Raw genomic sequence first — 23,487 nt, 5'->3', positions numbered from 1 at the left:
CGATGTCATATTTGGCTGTGCCGGCCGAAACAAGGCAAGGCCGCAACAATCACGGGCGCGGATCGTCGCGTACCAGACCGTAAAGGACATGGTCCTGCCACCGTCCATCAATGCACAGGAAGCGGCGCGCGTAGCCCTCACGGCGGAAGCCGACCCGTTCCAACAGCCGGATGGAGGCCGTGTTGTGGGGCAGACAGGCCGCCTCGATACGATTGAGCTGCAATGTATCGAAGGAGAAACCGATCAGCGACCGGACGGCGGCGCTCATGTATCCCTTGCCGGCGAAGGGCAAGCCCATCCAGTAGCCGAGAACCGCCGACTGGGCGACGCCGCGCTGGACCTGCGACAGCGTCAGGCCGCCGAGGAGCGTCTCGCCGTCCGGCGAAAAGATGAACAGGGGATATCCGGTCCCGTTGCGGATCTCGCGTTGATAGCGGCGGATACGGCGCCGAAACGCCAGACGGGTCAAATCGTCGGCCGGCCACACCGGCTCCCAAGGCGCCAGGAACGAGCGACTGTCCTCCCGCAGCTTGGCCCACTGTGGGTGGTCGGCGAGGGTTGGCACGCGTAAGAGCACCCGCTCGCCGCGGATGGTTGGGTTGGTGTTGACCGGGGAAATCGAACGCAGGAACGCCATGTCGGTCGGCCGGGTGGATTAAGGCTGCGATCGTCCGCTGAGCCGTGTCGCGATCGTATCGCGGTTCATTATGCCATTTGCGGGGCCAATCGTCGCTAGCGTTGGTGATCCGTTGCGAAAAATTCGGTCGGCCAGCCCCTTGAGGTCGTCGACCGTAATCGCCTCGATGCGCTCGACCAGTTCGTCGGGCGGGATGATGCGGCCGAACAGCAGGAGCTGCCGCGCCAGCTGACCGGCGCGGGCCGCGGGGCTCTCAAGCGTCATCAAGAGGCCCGCACGCAGCTGAGCCCGGGCCCGCTTCAGTTCCTTCTCGGTCACGTCGTCGGCGACGCGGCCGAGTTCGTCGGTGATCACCGGCATCAATTCGTCGACGTCTTCCGGCCCGGTGGCCGCGTGAACTCCGAACACGCCGGTGTCGGCGAAGCTCCAGTGAAAGGCGTAGATCGAGTAACAGAGACCGCGCTTCTCCCGGACCTCTTGAAACAGCCGTGAGGACATGCCACCGCCAATGATGGCGGACAGGACCTGGGCGGTATAGAAGTCGTCGGAGCCATAGCGCAGTCCTTCGAACCCCAGCATGATCTGGGTTTCCATCAGGTCCCGCTGTTCCCGGCTTTCGCCGCCTCGATAGGTCGCCGTCTGCGGCTCGGGGCCGGCCTCGGCCGGCAGTTGCCCGAACGCGTCGGTGGCGAGATCGACAAGCTGGTCGTGGCCGATCGATCCGGCGGCGGCCAACACCATGGCCGGCCCGCGATAGTGACGGCCCAGATACTCGCCGAGCATCGGTGAGCCGGCGGCGGTCACCGTTTCTGCGGTACCCAGAATGTTCCGCCCGATCGGCTGGTCGGGGAACGCCGTTTCAGCAAATGAGTCGTAGACCCGGTCCTCGGGTGTATCCAACGCCGCGCCGATCTCCTGGAGGATGACATGCTGCTCGCGGGCCAGTTCCTCCGGATCGAAGACCGAGTTCGACAGGATGTCGCTCAGGATGTCGAGCGCCAGGGGAACGTCGTTCTTAAGGACCCGGGCGTAGTAGGAGGTCGTCTCGACACTGGTCGCGGCGTTGACTTCGCCCCCGACAGCCTCGATCTCCTCGGCGATGTCGGCGGCCGAGCGCGTCTTGGTGCCCTTGAACGCCATGTGTTCGAGGAGATGGGAGAGGCCGTGCTCGTGGTCATGCTCCGAACGTGAACCGGCGCCGACCCAGACGCCGATCGCGGCGCTCTCCAGGTGGTCCATCTCGTGGGTGACGACTCTGAGACCGGTTTCCAGATCCGTCACACGTACCGTCATAAGCTCAAACCTCGTCCCTCACTGCCTTGGCGTTATCCATCAGGAAGGCTTCCACGGCCTCCTGGCTGTTGGGGAGCACGGCGAACCGTTCCTCCCGTTGTTCGAAGTCGTCGAAGCCGTCCGGCAGCGGCGGTGGTCGCCCGATCGCCGCTTCGACGGCCGCCGCGAACTTGGCCGGATGCGCGGTCGCCAGCGTCACCATCGGCGTATCAGTTGACTCGACCCGCTCGGCGATCGCGAGTCCGACGGCGGTATGCGGATCGGGCAGGAAGCCGGTGCGTTCGAAGGTTCGGGCGATTGTGGCGCGGCTTTCGTCCTCGGTGGCGGTGCCGGCGATGAAGTCGTCGCGGATCGCGCGTAGCGTCTCCGGTTCCAGCGAGAAGCCGCCGGACTGAGCGAGCGACGCCATCATCCGCCGGACCGCGTCCCCGTTGCGGCCGCAGGCTTCGAAGATCACCCGTTCGAAATTCGAGGAGACCTGGATGTCCATCGACGGCGACGTGGTCGGCTGGACGCGGCCGACCTCATAGCGACCTGACGCCAGAGTGCGGGCGAGAATGTCGTTGACGTTGGTGGCGATCACCAACTGGTCGATCGGCAGGCCCATCCGTTTCGCGGCGTAGCCGGCATAGATATCGCCGAAATTGCCGGTCGGGACGGTGAACGAGACGCGGCGGTCGGGGGCGCCCAATGCGGCGGCGGCAGTGAAATAATAGACGATCTGGGCGACGATCCGCGCCCAGTTGATGGAGTTGACGCCGGACAGCGCCAGCCGCTCGCGGAGCCGGGGGTTGCTAAACATCGCCTTCACGATCGCCTGGCAGTCGTCGAAGGTTCCCTGGACGACGATCGGATGGATGTTGGCGGCGCCACTGGTGGTCATCTGCCGCTGCTGGAACGGCGAGACGCGGCCCTCCGGCAGGAGCATGAACAGATCGACATTGGCGCGGTCGCGAAAGGCTTCGACCGCCGCCGCGCCCGTATCTCCCGACGTCGCGCCGATGATGGTAACCCTCTCGCCTCGCTCGGCGAGCACGTGGTCCATCAGCCGCGACAGCAACTGCATCGCCACGTCCTTGAAGGCGAGGGTCGGTCCGTGGAAGAGCTCCAGCACCCAGCCTCCCGGCTCGAGCTGGACCAGGGGCGCCACTGCCGTATGCCGGAAGGTCGCGTAAGCCTCGATGCACATCCTGCGAAGATCGATATCGGCGATGTCGTCGCCGACGAAAGGGCGGACAACGCTGTACGCGACATCGGCATAAGGCTGGCTGGCGAAACCGGCGATGGTCTCCGGTGCGACCTGCGGCCACGCTTCAGGAACGTAGAGGCCGCCGTCGGTGGCGAGCCCCGCGAGCAGTGCGTCAGAAAAACCGAGCGCGGATGCCTGACCGCGCGTACTCACATAGTGCACGAGTTGAGCCTTTTGGCGCCGGGCGGCTGCCCGGCTTGTCTGTCGAACCTAGCGGGCGAGAAACCGAGCGGCAAGCTTGTCACCTTCGTGCGGCCATGCGCCAGGTCGCAAAAAAGCCGTTTGGTTTGCTATAGAAGCGGCCGTTCTTACGAGAGGCACGTGAATGCAGTTCCTGACCGGTCGACGCGTACCCTTGGCCGTTCTCGTCGCGGCATCGGTTGTTCTTGGCGCCTGCACCACCCGAGATGGCGGCGGATTGGTCGACGGCAACACCGACGAAGCGACCACGCTGGCTGTCTCGGACTTTCTGAAGTCGGCCTATTGCCCGCCGATCGAGATTCGCGCCGGAACCGAGGCTCTGACCGTGTATGAACGCGGCAACGAGAACGATCCCGCCCATGTCCGTTACCAGGCATCGATCACCAAGACCGCACGGGAATGCACCCAGAGCGGCGAGACGCTGACGATCAAAGTCGGGGTCAGCGGCCGTGTGCTCGCCGGGCCAAAGGGGGGAGCCGGAACGGTGACGCTGCCGCTGCGGATCGTCGTGGTCAAGCAGATTGGCGGCACGGGACCGCTCTATTCGAACCTGTTCCGTGTTCCGATCACCATCGGCGCACCGGCGCTTAGCGCGGACTACAGCGAGGTGTTTGAATCGGTTTCGGTCAACATCACGCCGCAGGATCGCAACCTCATCGTCTATGTCGGGTTCGACGAGGGTGCATAATCCATAGGGCGATTGACTCGCCCTCGCGTCGCCCTATGGTGCTGATGGTCGGGTAATCGCCGAATCCCGGCCGTTCCGGTCTTGGTTAGGGCTGGATCGCATGCGACCGCCGGGAGAGGTCGGGCCGACGCGCCCGGCGCCGAAGGAGCAACCGCCCCGGAAACTCTCAGGCAAAAGGACCGGTTGGTCGACGGCGCTCTGGAAAGCGGCTCGCGTTGCGCGCGGGCTCACCGAAGGAGTAACCGCGTCGGGTTTGGCGCGGGAAATCTCTCAGGTTTTCGGACAGAGGGGGCGCGGGCAGTTCGTGAGAACGGGCTCGCGGCCCTAGTAGTATCTGTCCGGAGCCGACATGGCCGACGACACATCGACAGACCTGAAGCGGACGCCACTCGATGCACTGCATCGTGCGCTTGGCGCCCGGATGGTGCCGTTTGCCGGCTATGCCATGCCGGTCCAGTACGCCGACGGAATCATCGCCGAGCACAACCACGTCCGAACCGCGGCCGGCCTGTTCGACGTCTCCCACATGGGGCAGGCGCGCCTCGTCGGGCCGGACCACGACACCACGGCGCGGGCGCTGGAGGCTCTCACCCCGGGCGACTTTGTCGGCCTCAAGCCGGGGCGGGAGCGCTACACCCTGCTGCTCACCGAGGACGGCGGCATCATCGACGACATGATGATCACCCGGCCGGACGATCCGGCGGACAACGGCGTGCTGCTGCTGGTCGTCAACGCGGCGCGGAAGGAGGTGGACTACGCCGACTTCCGGGCGCGGCTCCCCGCCGACGTTCTGCTTGAACCCAGGGACGATCGGGCGCTGTTGGCACTGCAGGGACCGAGGGCGGCGGAGGTTCTGGCCCGGCATGCGCCGGACCTCGGCGAACCGCCGTTCATGTCGGCACGTGCCGTAACGGTACGCGGAGTCGACAGCATCGTCTTCCGATCGGGTTACACCGGCGAGGACGGCTTCGAGATCGCCTTGCCAGCCGATAATGCGGAAACCGTCGCCCGGGCGCTGCTCGACGAACCGGAGGTCGCGCCGATCGGTCTCGGCGCCCGCGACTCATTGCGCTTGGAGGCCGGCCTCTGCCTCTACGGGCAGGATATCGACGTCACCACGTCGCCGGTTGAGGCGGATCTCCTGTTCGCGGTCGCCAAACGCCGGCGGGGGGAGGGCGGCTTCCCCGGTGCCGACCGCATCCTTCGCGAGATCGAAGACGGACCCGGCCGCAGACGTGTCGGGCTGCGGCTTGAGGGCCGGGCGCCGGCGCGCGGGGGCGCGCCGATCCTTCACGACGGTCGACACATCGGCTCGGTGACCTCCGGCACGTTCGGTCCGACCGTCGGTGCGCCGATCGCCATGGGATACGTCGATTCCGATTTCTCCACGGAGGGCACCGCGGTCGAGATCGAGGTGCGCGGCCGCCCGCTACGCGCGACCGTCTCGGCGATACCGTTCGTCCCCCACCGCTATTTCCGCAAACCAAAGCCCTGACAAGGACAGACGAATGACCCGCTATTCCAAAGACCATGAATGGGTGCGTGTCGAAGGCGACAACGTCATCATCGGCATCACGGCTTACGCACAAGAGCAGCTCGGCGACGTCGTTTTTGTGGAGCTTCCCGAGGTCGGCAAGACCTACGCCAAGGGCGCCGAGGCGGCCGTGGTGGAATCGGTCAAGGCGGCGAGCGAAGTCTATGCGCCGATCGGCGGCGAGGTGCTTGAGGTCAACGATGCGCTCGCCGACGAGCCGGCGACAGTCAACCAGTCCCCCGAGGCCGCCGGCTGGTTCTTCAAGATGAAACCGACCGATAAGGCCGAGATCGAGGCCTTGATGGATACGGACGCCTACAAGGCGTTCCTCGAAACCCTTTGAGGCGAGCTATGACCCACCAGTATACCGTTACCATCACATGGCGTCGCGAACCTGACGCCGACTTCGCTCGCGGCCGCTACTCCCGCGCCCACCGCTGGCGCTTCGACGGTGGCATCGACGTTCCTGCGTCGGCGTCGCCGCATGTCGTGCCGGCACCATACGCCCCCGAGGCCGCCGTCGATCCCGAGGAGGCATACATCGCGTCGATCTCCTCCTGCCACATGCTCACCTTTCTCGACCTGGCGCGACGCGGCGGTTTCGTCGTCGATAGCTACGAGGACCAGACGGAAGGCGAGATGGAGAAGATCGAAGACCACCGTTACTGGGTGGCCCGGGTGATTCTGAGACCGCGGATCACATTTGCCGGCGACTCCCCCGATGCGGCCCAAGTCGACGAGCTGCACCATCTTGCCCACCAGTACTGTTTCATCGCCAACTCGGTCCGGACCGACATCCGGGTCGAGCCGCCGGCTGCCTGACCGGGACGGTACGCCATGCGCTATCACCCGCACACCGAAGCCGACCGGACCACCATGCTCCAGCGGATCGGCGTCGCCAACATTGACGACCTATTCGCTTCGGTTCCGGTCGACAAGCGGATCGACGGGCTACTCGATCTCCCGCAAAGCCAGAGCGAGATGGAGGTCGAGGCCCATCTCGGCAAGTTGGCGGCGCGGAACATACCGGCCGGCTCGGTGCCTTTCTTCGTCGGCGCCGGCGCTTACCGCCATCACGTGCCGGCGAGCGTCGATCACCTGATCCAGCGGTCCGAATTCCTGACCTCCTACACACCGTACCAACCGGAGATCAGCCAGGGAACGCTGCAGGTTCTGTTCGAGTTCCAGACGCAGGTTGCGCATCTGACGGCCATGGATGTGGCCAATGCGTCCATGTATGACGGTTCCACGGCCACCGCTGAAGCTGTGCTGATGGCATCGCGGATTACGCGTCGTAAGAAGGCTGTGCTCGCCGGCGGCCTGCACCCCCATTACCGTGACGTGGTCGAAACCGTATCGGACATGGCCGGCGAGACCACGGTCGCGTTGCCGCCGGACCCAGAGGGCGCCGAGTCCATCCTTGATGCGATCGACGAGGAGACCGCGTGCGTCGTGGTTCAGTCGCCATCGTTCTACGGCCATCTGATCGACCTCAGACCCATAGCCGAAAAGGCCCATGCGGTCGGCGCGCTGCTGGTCGCCGTCTTCACTGAGGTCGTGGCCCTCGGCGCCATCGAACCACCCGGAGCCCAGGGCGCCGATATCGTCGTCGGCGAGGGCCAATCGATTGGCAACCCACTGACGTTTGGCGGGCCATATGTCGGGCTGTTCGCCACCCGACAGAAATATCTGCGTCAGATGCCGGGGCGGCTTTGCGGCGAGACGGTGGATGCCGAGGGCCGTCGCGGCTTTGTCCTCACCTTGTCGACCCGCGAGCAGCACATTCGCCGGGACAAGGCGACCTCGAACATCTGCACAAATTCAGGCCTTTGCGCGCTCGCCTTCACAATCCACATGACCCTGCTCGGCGAAAACGGGCTCAGTCGTCTCGCGCACAACAATCATGCCAATGCGGTCGTGCTGGCCGAGGCGCTGTCTCAGATATCGGGCGTAAGTGTTTTGAATGAAACGTTTTTCAACGAATTCACGATCCGTGTGCCGGGGGACGCGGCCGAGACGGTCGGGGCGTTAACCAGGGCGGGTGTCTTGGGCGGTGTTCCGGTGTCACGGCTCGAGCCGGAGCGACCGGAGCTCGCCGACCTGATGGTGGTCGCCGCGACGGAGACCAACACGGATGCTGACCGTGACGCGTTTGTCACGGCAATGCGGGAGGTGGCTTGATGACCCAACAAGGCCGTTCGACCTCGCCGGTGGAAGCGAAGGCAGGTGAGACCCGAACCTTCACCACCAACCGTGGGCTCCAGATCGAAGAACCGTTGATTTTCGAGGTCGGCCGCAACGATGTCACCGGCGTCGATCTGCCGGAGCCCACGTCGGCATCGTCGCGTCTCGGTGATCACGCACGCCAAACCCCGATCGATCTGCCGGGGCTGTCGGAGCCGGAGGCGGTACGCCACTACGTCCGGCTCAGTCAAAAGAACTACGCCATTGATGCCGGCCTCTACCCGCTCGGCTCGTGCACCATGAAGCACAATCCGCGGCTCAACGAGGCGATGGCGCGGCTCCCCGGCTTCGCCGACATTCACCCCCTCCAACCGGTCGACACCGTGCCGGGAGCGATTGCCTTGATCGCCGAACTGGCCGACTGGCTCATGACGACGACCGGTATGGCCGCGGTTGCCATGAGTCCAAAGGCCGGGGCGCATGGTGAGCTGTGCGGGATGATGACCATCAAGGCAGCGCTTGCCGCACGCGGCGACGCCCGGTCGGTGGTCCTGGTGCCCGAGTCGGCACATGGGACCAATCCGGCCACGGCGGCGCTGCTCGGCTATGCGGTCGAAAGCATCCCCGCGCGTGATGACGGCACCGTCGATCCCGAGGCGGTCAAGTCGCGGCTATCCGCGGATGTCGCGGCGATCATGCTGACCAACCCGAACACCAGCGGACTGTTTGAGCGGGACGTCGTCGCGATCGCCGATGCGGTTCGCGACGCCGGTGCTTACTTCTACGCCGACGGTGCCAATTTCAACGCGATCGTCGGCAAGGTGAAGCCGGGCGATCTCGGCGTCGACGCCATGCACATCAACCTGCACAAGACGTTCTCGACGCCTCATGGCGGTGGCGGCCCGGGTTCGGGACCGGTCGTGCTGTCGGAACGGCTGGCGCCGTTCGCGCCGGTCCCCTTTGTTCGCACCGGCGCGGACGGTCCCGAACTGGTGGAAAATGCGGACGAGGCCGGCGGAGATCACCATCCCTTCGGCCGGCTCACCGCGTTTCAGGGACAGATGGGGATGTTTGTGCGGGCGCTCGCCTACATGCTTTCCCACGGCGCTGACGGCCTCAGGCAAGCGTCGGAGGATGCGGTGCTCAACGCCAACTACATCCGCGCTGGCTTGCGTGATCTGATGAGCCAGCCCTATGGCGACCGACCGTGCATGCACGAGGTGTTGTTCGACGACACCTTCCTGAAGGGAACCGGCGTCGAGACGCTTGATTTCGCCAAGGCGATGATCGACGAGGGGTATCACCCGATGACCATGTATTTTCCGTTAGTGGCGCACGGGGCGATGCTGATTGAACCGACGGAATCAGAATCGAAGGCGTCACTCGACCTGTTCATCGCCACAATGCGCGAATTGGTGATGCGGGCGAAGCGCGGCGAGGCGGAACGGTTCCGGCAGGCCCCGACATTGGCGCCACGCCGGCGGCTGGATGAGACCAAGGCTGCCCGAAACCCCAAGCTGAAGTGGGAGAAATCCGAGCCCTGGTCGGAGGCGGCGGAATAACGGCCGACGAGCGCCCGATTGCCACATGTTTCTGGACAGCAAGCGAATCATCTTCGTTCATATTCCGAAAACCGCAGGCAATTTCCTCCAGCGGCATTTGCTCGAATACTCCAGTGATCACTGCTTCGTGAAGCCGAGGCAGGATGGGATCGAACGCTTCGAGGTATCCGGCGTTTATACGCCGACAAAGCATGCCAGGCTCGAGGACTATCGTTCCGCCATGCCCAACGACCTCTTTGGCCGCTGCCGGATCATGACCAGCGTGCGGCATCCGTTTGACCGCTTCCTGTCACTTTACCATTCTCCACACCGATGGATCTCGGCGCGGGACGGTATAAGGCGACATCGGACGCCGGTCTTCGATGAGGTGGCATTCTTCGAGTTGGTTCGAACGCAACCGCCCATGGCTAGCTGGTTCTATCTCGACGGAGTGCCCATGGTCCCGGAAGATATCGTGCGGTTCGAGCACCTTCAGCACGACATCCGAACACTGTTCCCTCGTTTGGAACTCGATGTCCCCCAAAGTTTCGCCCCGATCAACGCCTCGAACGTGGATACGTCGAAGCTTCGCGCCAGTCGCCGGCTGGAAGACGCCGTGCTCCAGCATCACGAAGAAGATTATCGGGTGTTTGGCTACGGCCGGTTGACCTGACAACGAAAGCGAGGTGATCGCCAAGCCTGGGTGATACCTCATGGGATACGGAGAAGCTGGAGACCGGCCGCTCGAATCGGCCGGTTAGGATGTTTCTGGCAGGTTCGACAATCAGTTAGCCGCGACACTTGCCTGTCACGTTGGGCTCCTAGTTTCGCCTCCGACCGACAACCGCCGGCTGGGGGGATGCGATGACCGATACCATCATCGATAGCTACACAACCGATCCGATCACGCTCGTCGAAAACGACACGCTTTGGGTCCTGCCGGTCGGATCGATCGTCACCACCGAGGTCGACGAGCCCGAGCAGACCGGCGTGGCCGTCACCTGGGATCTGTCGGCTTCGGCTGACGTGCCGCCGGGCGTGGTCATCGTCAACGAGGGTCAGATCGCATCGACCGACAGTCGGGCGATTCAAACTGACGGCGACCCGACGGGCGTCTTGGCTTTCTATCTCTACAACTACGGGACAATCGGTTCGCCGGCCGACGATGCGCTGAAGATCCGCGAGGACCTCAACGCCGGAAGCGTCGTCTTCATTGAGAATTTCGGGACGATCGAGACGACCGGAACCAGCGACGACACCAACGGCCAAGCGCTTGATCTCAACGATCTCGAGACCATCGGTGCCGAGATCATCAATCACGAGTTTGGGCTGATTACAGCCGCCGAGGCGGACGCCATCCGCCCCGGCAATGGAGGGGTGGTCACCAACTACGGACACATCCTTGGCGGTGCCGTGGACCTTGCCTTCGGCAACGATGGTATCGACTACCAGGAATGGGAGGACGGTACCGTCGTCAACTATCTCGGTGGCAGGATCGAGGGAACGCGGCACGGGATCACCGGCGACCTCAAGACGGTCGACATCGAGAACCACGGTGACATCATCGGCCAACGCGGCGGCGGCATTAACATCGATCTCGGCGAATTCGTCGCGACTGAAACCCTCGCCAGGATCATCAACAAGGGCACGATCGAAGGGACCGCCGAGGGCGACCAGGACGGCGATGGTATCGACACCGACGGCCTGATCGACCTCGACAACTACGGCACGATCCGCGGTCTCGGCACCTGGGACGAGGGCCTGTCGGAAGCGGTCACCATTGGCGGCGGCAAGATCAAGAACCATGCCGACGGTGTGATCTACTCCGTCGAGCGCGCCATCAACGTCGATGACAGCGACGGTGGGGCAGCCTTCGCCATCACGGAGATCATCAACGAGGGGACGATCGAAGCCGGCAATGGCGAGGCCATCATCATCGTCGGCACGTTCGCCGACATTATCACCAACAAGGGAATCATCCTGGGCGATATCGCCACGGGTGGCGGTGATGACGCAATCAACCTCTACACCGGTGCGACAACGGGCGGCATCAAGGACGGTGGCGCGGGCACCGCCGACGAAATCAACCTCGAAGGCGATGGCACCGGCACCCTGGCCGACGTCATGAATGTGGAAGTTCTGAACGTCAACGGCGGGTTTTGGACACTCGCGGATTTCCAGGCCTATGGGAGTGGGGCGACCATCGCCGAAGGCGCGGGCCTGATCGTCGGTGCCGGCGGTGGGTTGGGCGGGCTTGAAGCCGACGTGTCCATCGCTTTTGGCGGATTCCTCGCCGTCGATCGGTCCGAGGGCCTTCTCTTCGACAGTGTGATCAGCGGTGATGGCGTTTTCGAACAGCGCGGCACCGGTGCGACGACGCTGATCCAAACCAATACCTATACCGGAGGCACGACTCTTGTCGCCGGCGTGCTGGAACTTGCCGCTTTCGAGGCGGCCGGCACCGGGAACATCAATTTCACCGATGGTGCCCAGATCCTGGCGATCGACGACGCGGCCTTGGCGCCGGTCGACGCGCTTGTCGAAACGTCGTTCGGCAACACCATCGTCGACTTCGGTGAAGGCGACGCGATCGTCCTGACCGAGCTGGAATTCGCGGCAGGGGCGACCGTCGACTACGACAAGACGACCGACGTCATGACCGTCTCCAGCTTTGGCGAGACGGTCACGCTGATGGTCGCCGATCCTGAGTCGAACAAGTTCACTGCCGAGAAGGACTCAGTGAGCGGCACGCGCATCGTGCTCAAGGACAAGGGCCACAAGATCGGCGGAACCGACGACGATGATGTCATCGATGCGACGACGACACCTTTCGGGCGCAAGTTGCCGACGACCTCTGACGACTTCATCCGCGGCAAGAAAGGCGATGACAAGATCGCCGGACTGGCCGGCAATGATGAACTGAAGGGCGGCAGGGGCGACGACAATATCCGGGCCGGAGCCGGCAACGATATTGTGGCTGGTGGTCGGGACAAGAACATACTGAAGGGCGGAAAGGGTTTCGACGCGTTCCTGTTCGATACCAAACTCGGCGACGGCAAGGATGCTAAGGCGGGAAGCGCCTTCAGTTTCTCCAGGATCACGGACTTCAACCCGAACAAGGACCTGTTCCTCCTCGATCAGAGCATCTTCACTGCCCTCAGCCTCGGTCCGCTGCCCGCGTCGCAGTTCAAGAAGGGGAAGACGGCCAAGGACGCTGACGATTACATTCTCTACAAAGCGAGCGAAGGTGCGGTGTACTACGATGAAGACGGAGTCGGCGGCAGCGACGCCGTCCAGTTTGCCAAGGTCGACAAGCACACCGACCTGACCGCTGACAACTTCCTAGTTGTTTAGTTCATCGGCGGGCGCCCGGACGCGCTCGCACTATTCGAGCGTCGTCTCGGCCTCGGCGAAGGCGATTTCCTCGCCGTCGCGTATGACCGCGTAGCGGCCGCGGTAGACGCCAGTTGGCCACGGATCGGACAGGCGATTGCCGACGAACGCCATGTACTGGGCCTGGGGGGCGTCGATTGGAGCGACTTGATCCGCGGCGATGACCTCTCCATCCGGGCCGGTCAGGACCAGCGTTTGCACGTCGCCTTCCGCCAGATTGATCGCAAGTCCAAAGAAGACGATCGCCGGCGAGTCGGTGGTCAGGCGCGTGTTTTGGAACGCGCCGTTCTCGATTTCTTCGATCAATATGGCACCGTTGGCAAATCCAACGTTGAGGACAAACGCCGGCTGGTAGGTGAGGCCCTCCGTGATTTCGGCAACCCAGAGCCACTCTGCCGGATCGGTCTCCGCGGTGCAGCTAGCGTCGTTGATACCGTCGGGCGCAAACGGGTCGAGATCGACGCCATCCTTACGGACGGAGAAATCGAGATGGGGGAACTCGGTGACCCCCGACAGGCCGATCTCGCCCAACGGATCGCCGGCCACGACCGTCGTACCTGGCGCCACCAAGACACTACCGCGTTTCAGATGGCAGTATTGGGTTTCCCAGCCGTCGCCGTGGTCGATGACAAGGCCATTTCCGCATTCGCGATCGGCAACGATCTCCGCGACCAGATCGCTGTAGATCAGATCCGGCATGTCGTTGCGCACCGCCGTGACGGTCCCGGGGGCTGCCGCAAGGACATCAACGCCAGCCGTCAGGTCGTCAAGCGTCGGCAGGCGGATGTCCGTTCCGTCATGACCGTCATAGGTCTGGGTGCCGCAACGGTAATCGGAGACCCCGGCACCTGGGTCGTGGTCGAAATACTGCTGCACGACGCAATCGTGGCCAATGGAACAGTCGACCGGAAACTGCAGTTCGATCGCACCCGCCGATGTGGCCACCGTCAGGCCAGTGACGACCGCGACCATGCGCATCAGTCGACGCCGTCCCATGCGGAGAATGCTTCGATGACCTTCGGCAGGTCGGCCCAGCGGTGGATGACGGTCTCGGCTCCCGCGTCGGTGAGCAGGTCGGCAAGCCCCGGCCAGGCGTGAGCACCACCGGTGAAGCCGACGACCCGGGCTCCGGCCGCGTGCGCGGCCGTCACCCCGAAGACCGAATCCTCGATCACCACCGCATCGCGCGGCGCGGTGGCGAACTGCTCCAGCGCGTAGGCGTAGACGTTCGGGTCCGGCTTGGGCTGTTTGGTGCCCACCTCGACCGCCGACCAGATGTACGGCTTGAACCGGTCCCACAGGTCGGTGCGCTGCATCATGATCTTCAGCCGTTCGGTCGAGGAGTTGGAGCAAACGCATCGCGGACCGTCGAGATTATCGAGGAGGTCGATGATTCCCGGGACCGCTTCGACTTCTTCGGCCAGGCGCTGGCTGAGCTTTTTCTTCTGGTTCGCGTGGAAGGACGGATCAATACGGCGGCCGATCTCCGCCTCGACCACTTCGATGATGTCGGCGAAGGTCAGGCCGGCGAACCGGCGGACGACCTCTTCGGGGGTGATCTCGAAGCCGACCTCGGCGAGATCCTCCGAATCGACCCGTGCGGCGATGATTTCGGAATCGACGAGCACGCCGTCGCAGTCGAACATGATCAGCATGGAAATCCTTCCGTCTGGAGAAGCCCTTGTGTCTATCCGGATCGGCGAAGGGGCGGAAGACCCAGGCCGCCATTCGGCCATTCTGACGCACGAGGGTCACGGTTTCTTAACTATGCCGCCTAACCCCGACTTTACGTTAACCGCGCACTGTCCCCGCCGATATCTGTTGCGTCAGGGTTGGGTTCATGGGGCGTGCGCGCAAGGTCGCGGAAGGGCCGGACTGGATCGATACGATCATCAGGGGCGACTGCGTCGCTGCCCTGAACCGGCTGCCGTCCGCGTCCGTCGACCTGGTTTTCGCCGATCCGCCCTACAATTTGCAGCTCGACGGATCGCTCACTCGGCCGGACCAGTCGACGGTCGACGCGGTGGACGACGACTGGGACAAATTCTCGTCGTTCTCAGCCTATGATGACTTCACCCGGGCCTGGCTGCTCGCCTGTCTCCGGGTCTTGAAGCCTGATGGCACGCTGTGGGTAATCGGCTCCTATCACAACATCTACCGCGTCGGCGCGATCATCCAGGATCTGGGCTTCTGGATCCTCAACGATATCGTCTGGCGCAAGACCAACCCGATGCCGAACTTCCGCGGCCGCCGGTTCCAGAACGCGCACGAAACCCTGATCTGGGCGAGCCGGGACGCGGACGCCAAGCGCTATACCTTCAACTACGACGCCCTGAAGGCCGGGAACGACGATCTTCAGATGCGGTCCGACTGGCTGTTTCCGATCTGCACCGGCGGCGAGCGCCTCAAGGATGCCGACGGCCGCAAGGCGCATCCGACCCAGAAGCCGGAAGCGTTGCTCAACCGCATTCTCTCTGCGGCGTCGAAGCCAGGTGACGTCGTCCTCGATCCTTTCTTCGGTAGTGGTACCACCGGGGCCGTGGCCAAGCGCCTCGGCCGGCATTTCGTCGGGGTCGAACGTGAGGCCGCCTACATCGCAACGGCCAAGGCTCGGCTCGCGGCGATCGAACCGCTGCCGGAAGGAGCGCTTGCCGTGGCGACGGGCAAGCGGGCAGAGCCGCGCGTGCCGTTCAACAGCCTTCTTGATGCCGGGCTGATCACGCCGGGCGTGACACTGACCGATGCGCGCGCCCGGCATGCGGCCGAGGTCCGGGTCGATGGCTCGCTGAAGGCCGGCGATCACGTGGGTTCGATTCATCGGGTGGGCGCGCTTGTTCAGGGTCTCGACGCCTGCAACGGCTGGACGTTCTGGCACTTCGAGCGCGAGGGAGGCCTGGCGCCGATCGACGAGTTACGCCAGATCGTGCGCCGCGATCTTGCTGCCGCTGGCGCCTGACCGGTCGGCGACAACTCAGGCGGCCAAAACCCCATAGCGGATCAGGTCGGCGCGGAGCTTTTCCGGCGATTCGAACCGTTCCGCCTGCCAGCCGGCGGCGCGCGCGCCCTCGACGTTTTTCTCGACATCGTCGAAGAACAGCGTGCGCGCCGGATCGAGGCCGTAATTTTCGTGATGGTGGCGGTAGATCGCCTCGTCCGGCTTGACCAATCCGATGCGCCCGGAGACGGTCACGCCGCGAAACCGCTTCAGAAACGGATACTCCTCGCGGGCGACCTCGAACGTGTCGGCCGCGAAGTTGGTGAGCGCGGTGACGTCGATATCCGCGTCGAGAAGTAGCTCGAGGGCAGCGACACTGTCATCGAGATGGTGCGGGACCATTTCCAGCCAGTTCGCCCGATAGGCCCGGATCAGGTCTTCGTGGTCGGGGTGTTCGGCGATCAGGGTGTCTTCCGCTTCTTCCCAAGTGCGGCCACGGTCCTGTTCGGCGTTCCAGGCGCGCGAGCACACTTCGGTAAGGAACCGCGTTCGCTCCGCCTCGTCAGGAATCAGCCTGCGATAGGGAACTTCCGGATCCCAGTGGAGGAGCACCCCTCCGAGGTCGAAGACGACATGGCGAACGGTGGTCACGCGGCACTCCTCGATTTCTTCTGTTTCGTGGCGCCGAGCATGACAGATTCAATCGCCTTTTTCATGACACTGGGCAGGGCCTCGGACGGCAGGGCCTCGACGCCGGACCACCAGGCGCCGGTCGGTGGTGCCTGATCATCGACCGTCGCGTGAAACACAGTGAGTTCCAGGCGGAAGTGGGTGAAGACGTGGACGACAGGTTGATCGGCCGGGCGCCAGGTGCCCGGGAAAGGAGCTTCGGCGGCGATGTCGGTTTCGCCGCGGTTCGACGACCAGGCGGTGCCCGGAACCTCCGCCATGCCGCCGAGCAGCCCCTTGTCGGGCCGTTGACGGAGCAGCACCGCCCCGTCGGCGCGTTTCGCGACAAAGGCGGCGCCGTAGCGGGTGGGGCGATCGGGCTTTGCGGCCTTGATTGGATAACGCTCCTGTTCGCCGCGGGCACGGGCGACGCAGGCCGTGGTGATCGGGCAGAGGACGCAGGCCGGTCGCTTCGGCGTGCAGATCCCGGCGCCGAGATCCATCATCGCCTGCGCGTAGTCGCCGGGCCGCGAAGCGGGGGTGAGTTCCGCCTGTTGCGCGCGGATGATTTTCTTCGCCGCCGGTAGCGGGGTGTCGATGGCAGCGAGGCGGGCGATCACCCGCTCGATATTACCGTCGACGACAGGCACCGGTTCGTCGAAGGCGATCGCAGCGATGGCCGCCGCTGTGTAGTCGCCGATCCCCGGCAGCGTCTTCAACGTTGCGGCTGTCGTCGGGAAGTGGCCAACATGATCCCGGACGATCGCCTGGGCACAGGCATGGAGGTTGCGCGCTCGGCTATAGTAGCCGAGACCGGCCCAGGCCTTCATCACATCGTCGCGGGGGGCGGCGGCCAACGCGGCGACGTTCGGCCAGGTGGTCACGAACCGCTCGAAGTACGGCTTGACCGCGGTCACGGTGGTCTGCTGGAGCATGACCTCCGACAGCCACACCCGGTAGGGATCGGGGCGCCGACCACGGGCGCGTTCGGTTGGTCCAACCCGCCACGGCAGGCGGCGAGCGTGGCGGTCGTACCACGCTAACAAGGCTTCGGATATCGGGGAGGTGTGTCCTGAATCGATCATTGCCCAACAGTATCACGGCGGCGCCGATCCAATTTCAACACGGGTCGTTCCTGCCCGCGCACGCTGGCCCCGTCTATCGCTTCACATCGCCGAGACCCCCGCGCTCAGCGGAAACGCCAACACCTCGGTGATGCTGATGGCGTCGAGGAAATCGGTATCGTGGCTGGCGACGAGCAGCGCGCCGTTGTAACCGCGAAGCGCTACTTCGATAGCCTCGGTCGAGTCGAGATCGAGGTGGTTGGTAGGCTCGTCGAGGATAAGGAGTTGCGGAGGTGCCGACCCGCCCAGCGTTACCGCGAGCGCGGCGCGGAGGATTTCGCCACCGCTCAGGTCGCCCACCAGCCGATGCGCCGCGTCGGCGCGGAACAGGAAACGGGCGAGGGCGGCGTGGCATGCATTGTCGTCGGCGCTGCCGTTGACGGTTCGGAAGTTGTCGATGATCGAGCGATCCCGATCGAGGACGGCGACGTGCTGGTCGAGCATGGTCGCTTTGACCGGGCGACGGACCGTGCCCGTAGTCGGGGCGAGATCGCCGGCCGCGAGACGCAAGAATGTCGTTTTGCCGCTTCCATTGCTCCCGGTCAGCGCCGTGCGCTGGGGGCCGGATAGGATCAGCGACACGTCGTTGAGGATCGGCGGACCGTTGGCGTAGGTAAAGCTGACGCGATCGAAGGCAAGAACGGTCTTGCCGGCCGCCAGCCCGGTCGGCGGCAGGGCGACGGACAGGGTGCTGACGCGTTCCACCGTGGCTTCGGCATCACGTAGCGTTGCCTGGGCCGCGTGTCGTTTGCGTTCGGCAAGAGCGCTGCCGGCGCTCGCCGTCTGTTCAGCGCGGTTGCGCTGGGCGTTGAGCAGAATCTTGGGCTGGTCGCCGCGGCCGCGCTGGCGCTTGCCGCCCGAGGCGCGGCGATCCTGCTTCTCGCGCGCCGCCTGGATTGCCCGCTCGGTTGCCTTGAGCTGGTGTTTCGCTGATCGGAGGTCCTGTTCGGCCGCCGCGTGCTCGTGGTCCTGCCGCTCACGATAAAAATCGTAGTTGCCGCCATAACTGCGGACGCCAAGCCCGGATAGTTCCACGATCCGGTCCATACGGCGGAGCAGGGTTCGGTCGTGGCTGACGACGATGGCTCCATTCCGCCACCCGGCAATCGCTTCGGCGATACCGGCGCGACCATCGCTGTCGAGATTGTTGGTGGGTTCGTCGAGGAGGATCAGATCGGCGCCGCCGAACATCAGCGCCGCCAGCGCGACGCGCGTCTGTTGGCCACCGCTCAGCGATGCCAACGGACGAGACATCTCGAGGCCGGTCAATTGAACCCGCGCCAAGGCGTCCGCGATCCGCGCGGGCAGGTCCCAATCCGCGTCTGCGGCGTCGGATACACTGCCGTGACCGGCTTCCAGCCGATCGAGACATGCGAGCGCTTCGCTTGTCCCGTACGCATCGGCAACCGTACCGACGTTTGCGTGAACGGCTTGGCGCAGAAAACCGACGCGGCCCGAGCGCTCGATGGTGCCGGAGGCCGGCGCGAGATCACCAGCGACGAGACGGAGCAGCGTCGACTTGCCGATTCCGTTGCGGCCAACCAGACCGGTCCGTTCCCGGCCGAAAGTGAGTGTGACGTTGTCTAGAAGGGTTCGACCGTCGGGCGTGGCGTAGGTGACGGAACGCAGTGCCACCAGCGATGGGACAGGATTGGAAGGCATGAGTGGAGACCGTGATCGAAGCGAAGGACATTGGCGAGAAGATGCGTCGCTGTCCGTTCCATCGGAATCTCCATGCGGTTTCGTTGGTGGGCGGCTTTCACATGACGGTATTCTCGGCCGAGTTCAAGGTCCCGGCCGATAACGCTGCGCGACTCAGCCGGCTTCGCGATAGCTCTCGGCGGTTTCGAGGTCGACGGACACCAGTTGCGATACGCCGCGCTCCGCCATCGTCACGCCGAACAGCCGGTTCATGCGCGCCATCGTGATCGGGTTGTGGGTGATCACGACGAATCGCGTGTCGGTCTGGCGGGTCATCTCGTCGAGGAGGTTGCAGAATCGCTCGACATTGGCGTCGTCGAGTGGCGCATCGACCTCATCGAGAACGCAGATCGGCGCCGGATTGGTGCGGAACACGGCGAAGATCAGCGCCAGCGCGGTCAATGCCTGCTCACCGCCGGAAAGCAGGGTCATGATCTGCGGCTTCTTGCCGGGCGGCCGCGCCAGGATCTCCAGCCCCGCTTCGAGCGGATCATCCGATTCCGTCAATTGTAGTTCGGCTTCGCCGCCGCCGAAGAGATGGGTGAACAGCGCCCGGAAGTGGTCGTTGACCGTACCGAAGGCGGCGAGCAGCCGCTCGCGCCCTTCACGGTTCAGGCTGCCAATTCCATGGCGCAGCCGGTGGATCGCGGCAACTAGGTCTTCCCGTTCGCCGACGAGGCCGTCGCGGCGCTCCGCGATCTCGCGGGCTTCTTCCTCGGCGCGCAGATTGACGCCGCCGAGGCGTTCGCGCTCCTGGCGATAGCGCTCCAGCCGTGCCTCGGTGGGTGCGAGTTCCGGTAACGGAGCACCAGATTTGAGCTCGGCGATCGCCAGTACCTCGTCTGGCTCGCAGTCGAGCGCTTCCTCGATCCGCGCGGCCGTTTCCTCCAGCCGCTGCCGGGCAGCGACACCGCGCTCCTCGATTCGCCCGCGCTGCTCACGTGCTTCGGCGAGGGCGTCGAGCGCCGCTCGCGCGGCCTTGTCGGCCTCGGCGAGCGTGGCTTCGCCGGTGGCGAGCTCGTCGGTCGCAGCGGCGCGAGCCTTCTCGGCGGTATCGATCTCGACGAGCAGTGACCGCCGCTTGGTTTCGATCCGCGCCGGCTCCTCGGCCAGCTCTGCCTTCTCGGCCTCGGTCTGCTGCTTGCGGACCGTCAGCGTTTCGATCTGAGATTCGGCGTTCGTCGCCCGTTCGGTCCAGCTCTGACGCTCCACTGCGATGTCGGCGAGCCGGCTCGCCCGCATTTCCGCCTCGCGGGCGAGGCTCTCGGCCGAAGCGCGGACCTCGGACAACGCGGCGCGATCTTCGGCAACCTTGTCCCGTGCCGCTTGCAGGGCCTCCGTGAAGCTCTCGGCGGCCGGCGTTTCGTTGAGTGCCGTCAGATCGACGGCGCGGGTCGCTTCCAGATCGGCGACGCTTGCGGCGAGGCGGTTAGCTGCCTCCTCAAGGGCGCTACGCCGCGCTGCGTCGCGCGCGAGCACACGTTCCGCCTCCGCTAGACGGTTACGCGTCTCGTCGAGCCACCGGCGTGTTTCGCGCTGAGTCTCACGCCCCGCCCGTTCCGCCGCTTCCGTCGCCTGAAGCGTGGCCTCGGCTTCCTCCATGTCGCTGCGCCGTGCTGCGAGTAGGCGGGTCGCTGCGTCGCGCTCGGCTTCCAGCTCCGCCAGCCGGTTACGAGTCGCGAGGCGCTGGGTGGCGGCGCCCGGCGAATCGGCGCTCGCCACATAGCCGTCCCATCGCCACAAGTCGCCTTCGCGGCTGACAAGCCGCTGACCGGGCTTGAGCAACGCCTGCAGGCGCGGGCCGTCATCTTTCGCCACCAAGCCGGTCTGCGCCAGCCGCCGCGTGAGGACGGGCGGTACCTGGACATGCGCCCCGAGCGGCGTTGCGTTGGCCGGTAGCGAGGCGTCCGCCTCGCTGGGCTCAACCAGTCGCCAGTAGGTCGACGCCTCGGTCTCGGTCTCGGCCGGAACGTCGAGATCGTCGCCAAAGGCGGCACCGAGCGCCGCCTCGAAACCGCTTTCCACGGTGACGCGGTCGACAAGAGGCGCACCGTCGGCGACATCAGCTGATTTCAGGAGCGCTGCCAGCGTCGCGGCCTCGGTCTCGATCCGGTGCACTTGCCGTTCGGCCTCGGCCAGCGGCTCACGCGCTTGGCCGACCCGGCTGCGCGCGGTCGCCGCCTTCTCTTCGGCTGCGACGGCCTCTAGCTCCGCCGCCGTTGCCGCACCCTCGGCCTCGGCGGCCTCACGCTTCCGAAGCTCGATCGTGGCCACCGCTTCGCTGTCGCCGCCGAGCCGCTGGAGTTCAGCGGTGATTCCGGCCTGTTCGCTGCGCTGGCTTTCGAGCCGCCGCTCGGCGTCCGTCACGCTGCGCTGATACTGCTCACGACGGGCCGAAAGGTCGGCGAGCTTATCGGTTAGTTGCGCGAGCGCGGCCTCGCTTTCCACGAGCGCGGTCTCGCAGGTGGTGCGATGGCTGGCGGCGTTGGCCTGCCGTTCGGCCATCGAGGCATTCGCCTCCACCAGTGTCGATTCCTCGTCGGCCAGTCGCGCTAGAATGGTCGCGTTCTCTGCGATCATCCGTTCCTCGCGGGCCTGATCATCGGCCAACTGGGCAAGACGGGCGTCGAGATCGGCGAGGCGCGCGGTGACCCGCTCTTCCTCGCTGTCGAGTTGTTCCCGGGCCACGATGATCCGCTGCAGCGCCGCGCCGGCCTGGGCGGCCGCGTCCCGAAGATCGGGCAGGGCGGCGCTGGCGACGGCCTGGACCTTGGCGGTCTCGGCCTGGATGGTGGCGCGCTCGGTGGCCAGCGCGGCCGCTTGCTCCAGAGCCGCTTCTGCTTCCGTGACGCTCTTGGCCGCGGCCAGCCAGCGCAGATGGAGGACGGTTGCCTCGGTTCTGCGGATGTCGCCGGAGAGGTTGCGGTAGCGAACCGCTTGACGGGCCTGGCGTTTCAGCGCGTCGAGTTGGCTTTCGATCTCTGCGATTACGTCGTCGAGGCGTGCCAGATTTTGCTCGGCGGCGGAGAGCCGTAGCTCGGCTTCGTGGCGGCGGTTGTGGAGACCGGAGATACCGGCCGCTTCTTCTAGCAGGGCCCGCCGGTTCTTCGGCTTGGCGGCGATCAACTCACCAATTTTTCCCTGACCGACCATTGCCGGCGAATGGGCGCCGGTGGAAGCGTCGGCGAACAGCAGTTGGACATCGCGGGCGCGGACGTCTCGGCCGTTGATACGGTAGACGGAGCCGGCCTCCCGTTCGATGCGACGGCTGACCTCCAAGGCATCGGCGTCGTTAAAAGCCGCCGGCGCGGCCCGGTGGGTGTTGTCGATGAGGAGCGAGACCTCAGCGGTGTTACGCGCGGGGCGGTTGAGGCTGCCGGAGAAGATGACGTCGTCCATGCCGGACGCGCGCATGTTCTTGTAGGAGGCTTCGCCCATGACCCAGCGAAGCGCCTCGACAAGGTTCGATTTTCCGCAACCGTTCGGACCGACCACGCCGGTCAGGCCGGGTTCGATCGCCACGTCGATCGGCTCGACGAAAGATTTGAATCCGAGAACCCGCAGCCTCGTGAATTTCACCTAGGCCCTCGCCACGCTTGCCGGCTGCGCTCCAAACGCCGCCCGATGGTTCCCGCCTAGGGCGATTCGGCTCTATTCTGCAAGGAGTTCGTCGAATTCCTCCAGCGACATCGAACCGGTCTGCATATCGCCATTGACGAAGAATGTCGGCGTCGAGCGGACGGCGAAATCGCCGGCAGCCCGGCTGCGAACCCAGTCGACGCCGTCCAGAACCTCCTGGTTCTGCAGGCACGCCGTGAAGGATTCCTGGGTGAAGCCAGCCTGCTTGACGAGATTGAGCAGCGCCTCGGCGGGCTGGTCGACAAAGGCCCATTTGGGCTGCTGCTCGAACATCAAGTCGACCAGCGGGAAGAAGCGCTCTTCCGGCGCGCAATTGGTCAGCATCACCGCCGCCGTGTCGAGCGGGTTCAGCGGGAAATGACGGAAGATGAAGTAGACCTCACCGGTATCGATGTACTTCTCTTTGAAGGCTTCGAAAGTCTGTTCGTGAAAGGTCTGGCAGTGCGGGCAGGTCATCGAGGCGTACTCGATGACGATGTTGGGCGCGTTCGGATCGCCGAGCGTCTTCTCGCCGAGCGGTCCGGCTTCCAGCATTTCCTCGCTTGTTGCGGCCGCGGCGGGCGACACCAGGAACGCCTCCGCGAAGGTTACAGCGTCGGTGGAGCCCCCGAAATGGAAAACGCCGAAACCTGCCGCGATCGTCGCCGCACCAAAAAAAGAAACCGTCGTCCGAACTGCCATGACCCTCACCGTTCTTGC

Annotated in this window: 19 protein-coding genes and 1 riboswitch; of the genes, 9 read left to right on the top strand and 10 right to left on the bottom strand. The window is 64.8% G+C overall.

Annotated elements, in window-relative coordinates:
- Positions 1–49: 49 nt before the first annotated feature.
- From ACO076_RS20020 to thrC, 3 genes are read right to left on the bottom strand one after another with little or no spacing between them, the layout of a single operon-like run.
- On the bottom strand, positions 50–637 hold the full coding sequence (locus ACO076_RS20020) for a GNAT family N-acetyltransferase (RefSeq protein WP_421724576.1): 588 nt from the start codon (positions 635–637) through the stop codon (positions 50–52).
- An 18-nt stretch (positions 638–655) separates the two neighbouring features.
- Positions 656–1,930 carry a M16 family metallopeptidase gene (locus ACO076_RS20015; protein ID WP_421724575.1) on the bottom strand — a complete coding sequence of 425 codons (1,275 nt, stop codon included), beginning with the start codon at positions 1,928–1,930 and terminating at the stop codon, positions 656–658.
- A 4-nt stretch (positions 1,931–1,934) separates the two neighbouring features.
- A complete protein-coding gene (gene thrC, locus ACO076_RS20010) occupies positions 1,935–3,341 on the bottom strand; it encodes a threonine synthase (protein ID WP_421724574.1) in 1,407 nt (468 codons plus the stop codon).
- Between the two features lie 163 nt (positions 3,342–3,504).
- Here thrC and ACO076_RS20005 point away from each other — a divergent pair, with 163 nt between their 5' ends.
- The 8 genes from ACO076_RS20005 (at position 3,505) to ACO076_RS19970 (ending at position 12,681) form a co-directional block, all read left to right on the top strand.
- Positions 3,505–4,068, top strand: coding sequence for a hypothetical protein (locus ACO076_RS20005; RefSeq protein WP_421724573.1), 564 nt, complete (start codon positions 3,505–3,507; stop codon positions 4,066–4,068).
- A 100-nt stretch (positions 4,069–4,168) separates the two neighbouring features.
- Positions 4,169–4,260: riboswitch (glycine riboswitch) on the top strand.
- 157 nt (positions 4,261–4,417) lie between these two features.
- The gene (gene gcvT / locus ACO076_RS20000) at positions 4,418–5,563 is read left to right on the top strand and encodes a glycine cleavage system aminomethyltransferase GcvT (protein ID WP_421724572.1); all 1,146 of its coding nucleotides are present in this window, start codon (positions 4,418–4,420) and stop codon (positions 5,561–5,563) included.
- Positions 5,564–5,576: 13 nt separating this feature from the next.
- Complete coding sequence (gene gcvH / locus ACO076_RS19995) at positions 5,577–5,945, top strand: glycine cleavage system protein GcvH (RefSeq protein ID WP_421724571.1); 369 nt, start codon at positions 5,577–5,579, stop codon at positions 5,943–5,945.
- Between the two features lie 8 nt (positions 5,946–5,953).
- A complete protein-coding gene (locus ACO076_RS19990; RefSeq protein WP_421724570.1) occupies positions 5,954–6,424 on the top strand; it encodes an OsmC family protein in 471 nt (156 codons plus the stop codon).
- Positions 6,425–6,439: 15 nt separating this feature from the next.
- Entirely contained in the window at positions 6,440–7,783 is a 1,344-nt protein-coding gene (gcvPA, locus tag ACO076_RS19985) for an aminomethyl-transferring glycine dehydrogenase subunit GcvPA (protein ID WP_421724569.1), read from the top strand.
- Complete coding sequence (gene gcvPB, locus ACO076_RS19980; RefSeq protein WP_421724568.1) at positions 7,783–9,348, top strand: aminomethyl-transferring glycine dehydrogenase subunit GcvPB; 1,566 nt, start codon at positions 7,783–7,785, stop codon at positions 9,346–9,348. Before gcvPA ends, gcvPB begins: the two co-directional genes overlap by 1 nt.
- A gap of 25 nt (positions 9,349–9,373) precedes the next feature.
- Positions 9,374–10,000, top strand: a complete 627-nt coding sequence (locus ACO076_RS19975) for a sulfotransferase family 2 domain-containing protein (protein ID WP_421724567.1) — start codon at positions 9,374–9,376, stop codon at positions 9,998–10,000.
- A gap of 191 nt (positions 10,001–10,191) precedes the next feature.
- Positions 10,192–12,681 (top strand): hypothetical protein, encoded by a 2,490-nt coding sequence (locus tag ACO076_RS19970; protein ID WP_421724566.1) that lies wholly within the window; start codon positions 10,192–10,194, stop codon positions 12,679–12,681.
- Positions 12,682–12,711: 30 nt separating this feature from the next.
- Here ACO076_RS19970 and ACO076_RS19965 read toward each other — a convergent pair whose 3' ends face one another.
- Together ACO076_RS19965 and ACO076_RS19960 are read right to left on the bottom strand one after the other, a co-directional pair.
- Positions 12,712–13,698, bottom strand: coding sequence for a M23 family metallopeptidase (locus ACO076_RS19965; protein ID WP_421724565.1), 987 nt, complete (start codon positions 13,696–13,698; stop codon positions 12,712–12,714).
- Complete coding sequence (locus tag ACO076_RS19960; RefSeq protein ID WP_421724564.1) at positions 13,698–14,375, bottom strand: HAD family hydrolase; 678 nt, start codon at positions 14,373–14,375, stop codon at positions 13,698–13,700. Before ACO076_RS19960 ends, ACO076_RS19965 begins: the two co-directional genes overlap by 1 nt.
- A 185-nt stretch (positions 14,376–14,560) precedes the next feature.
- On the opposite strand from ACO076_RS19960, the gene ACO076_RS19955 reads away from it, so the two are divergent.
- On the top strand, positions 14,561–15,676 hold the full coding sequence (locus ACO076_RS19955) for a site-specific DNA-methyltransferase (protein WP_421724563.1): 1,116 nt from the start codon (positions 14,561–14,563) through the stop codon (positions 15,674–15,676).
- Positions 15,677–15,691: 15 nt separating this feature from the next.
- Here the strand turns inward: ACO076_RS19955 and ACO076_RS19950 are convergent, their stop codons facing one another.
- The 5 genes from ACO076_RS19950 to ACO076_RS19930 form a co-directional block, all read right to left on the bottom strand.
- Positions 15,692–16,306: an HAD family hydrolase gene (locus ACO076_RS19950; protein ID WP_421724562.1), complete on the bottom strand. Its 615-nt coding sequence runs from the start codon at positions 16,304–16,306 to the stop codon at positions 15,692–15,694.
- Positions 16,303–17,409 (bottom strand): A/G-specific adenine glycosylase, encoded by a 1,107-nt coding sequence (mutY, locus tag ACO076_RS19945; protein ID WP_421724561.1) that lies wholly within the window; start codon positions 17,407–17,409, stop codon positions 16,303–16,305. The genes ACO076_RS19950 and mutY overlap by 4 nt, the downstream gene beginning before the upstream one ends.
- 81 nt (positions 17,410–17,490) lie before the next feature.
- Positions 17,491–19,110, bottom strand: a complete 1,620-nt coding sequence (locus tag ACO076_RS19940; RefSeq protein WP_421724560.1) for an ABC-F family ATP-binding cassette domain-containing protein — start codon at positions 19,108–19,110, stop codon at positions 17,491–17,493.
- Between the two features lie 153 nt (positions 19,111–19,263).
- Positions 19,264–22,728, bottom strand: coding sequence for a chromosome segregation protein SMC (gene smc, locus ACO076_RS19935; RefSeq protein WP_421724559.1), 3,465 nt, complete (start codon positions 22,726–22,728; stop codon positions 19,264–19,266).
- A 72-nt stretch (positions 22,729–22,800) separates the two neighbouring features.
- The gene (locus ACO076_RS19930; RefSeq protein ID WP_421724558.1) at positions 22,801–23,469 is read right to left on the bottom strand and encodes a thioredoxin domain-containing protein; all 669 of its coding nucleotides are present in this window, start codon (positions 23,467–23,469) and stop codon (positions 22,801–22,803) included.
- Positions 23,470–23,487 lie beyond the last annotated feature (18 nt).

It is taken from the genome of Bauldia sp. (assembly GCF_965232525.1).
Taxonomy (GTDB): domain Bacteria; phylum Pseudomonadota; class Alphaproteobacteria; order Rhizobiales; family Kaistiaceae; genus Bauldia.
The sequence above is the reverse complement of the archived record's forward strand: the minus strand, read 5'-3'. Positions and strand labels throughout refer to the sequence as shown.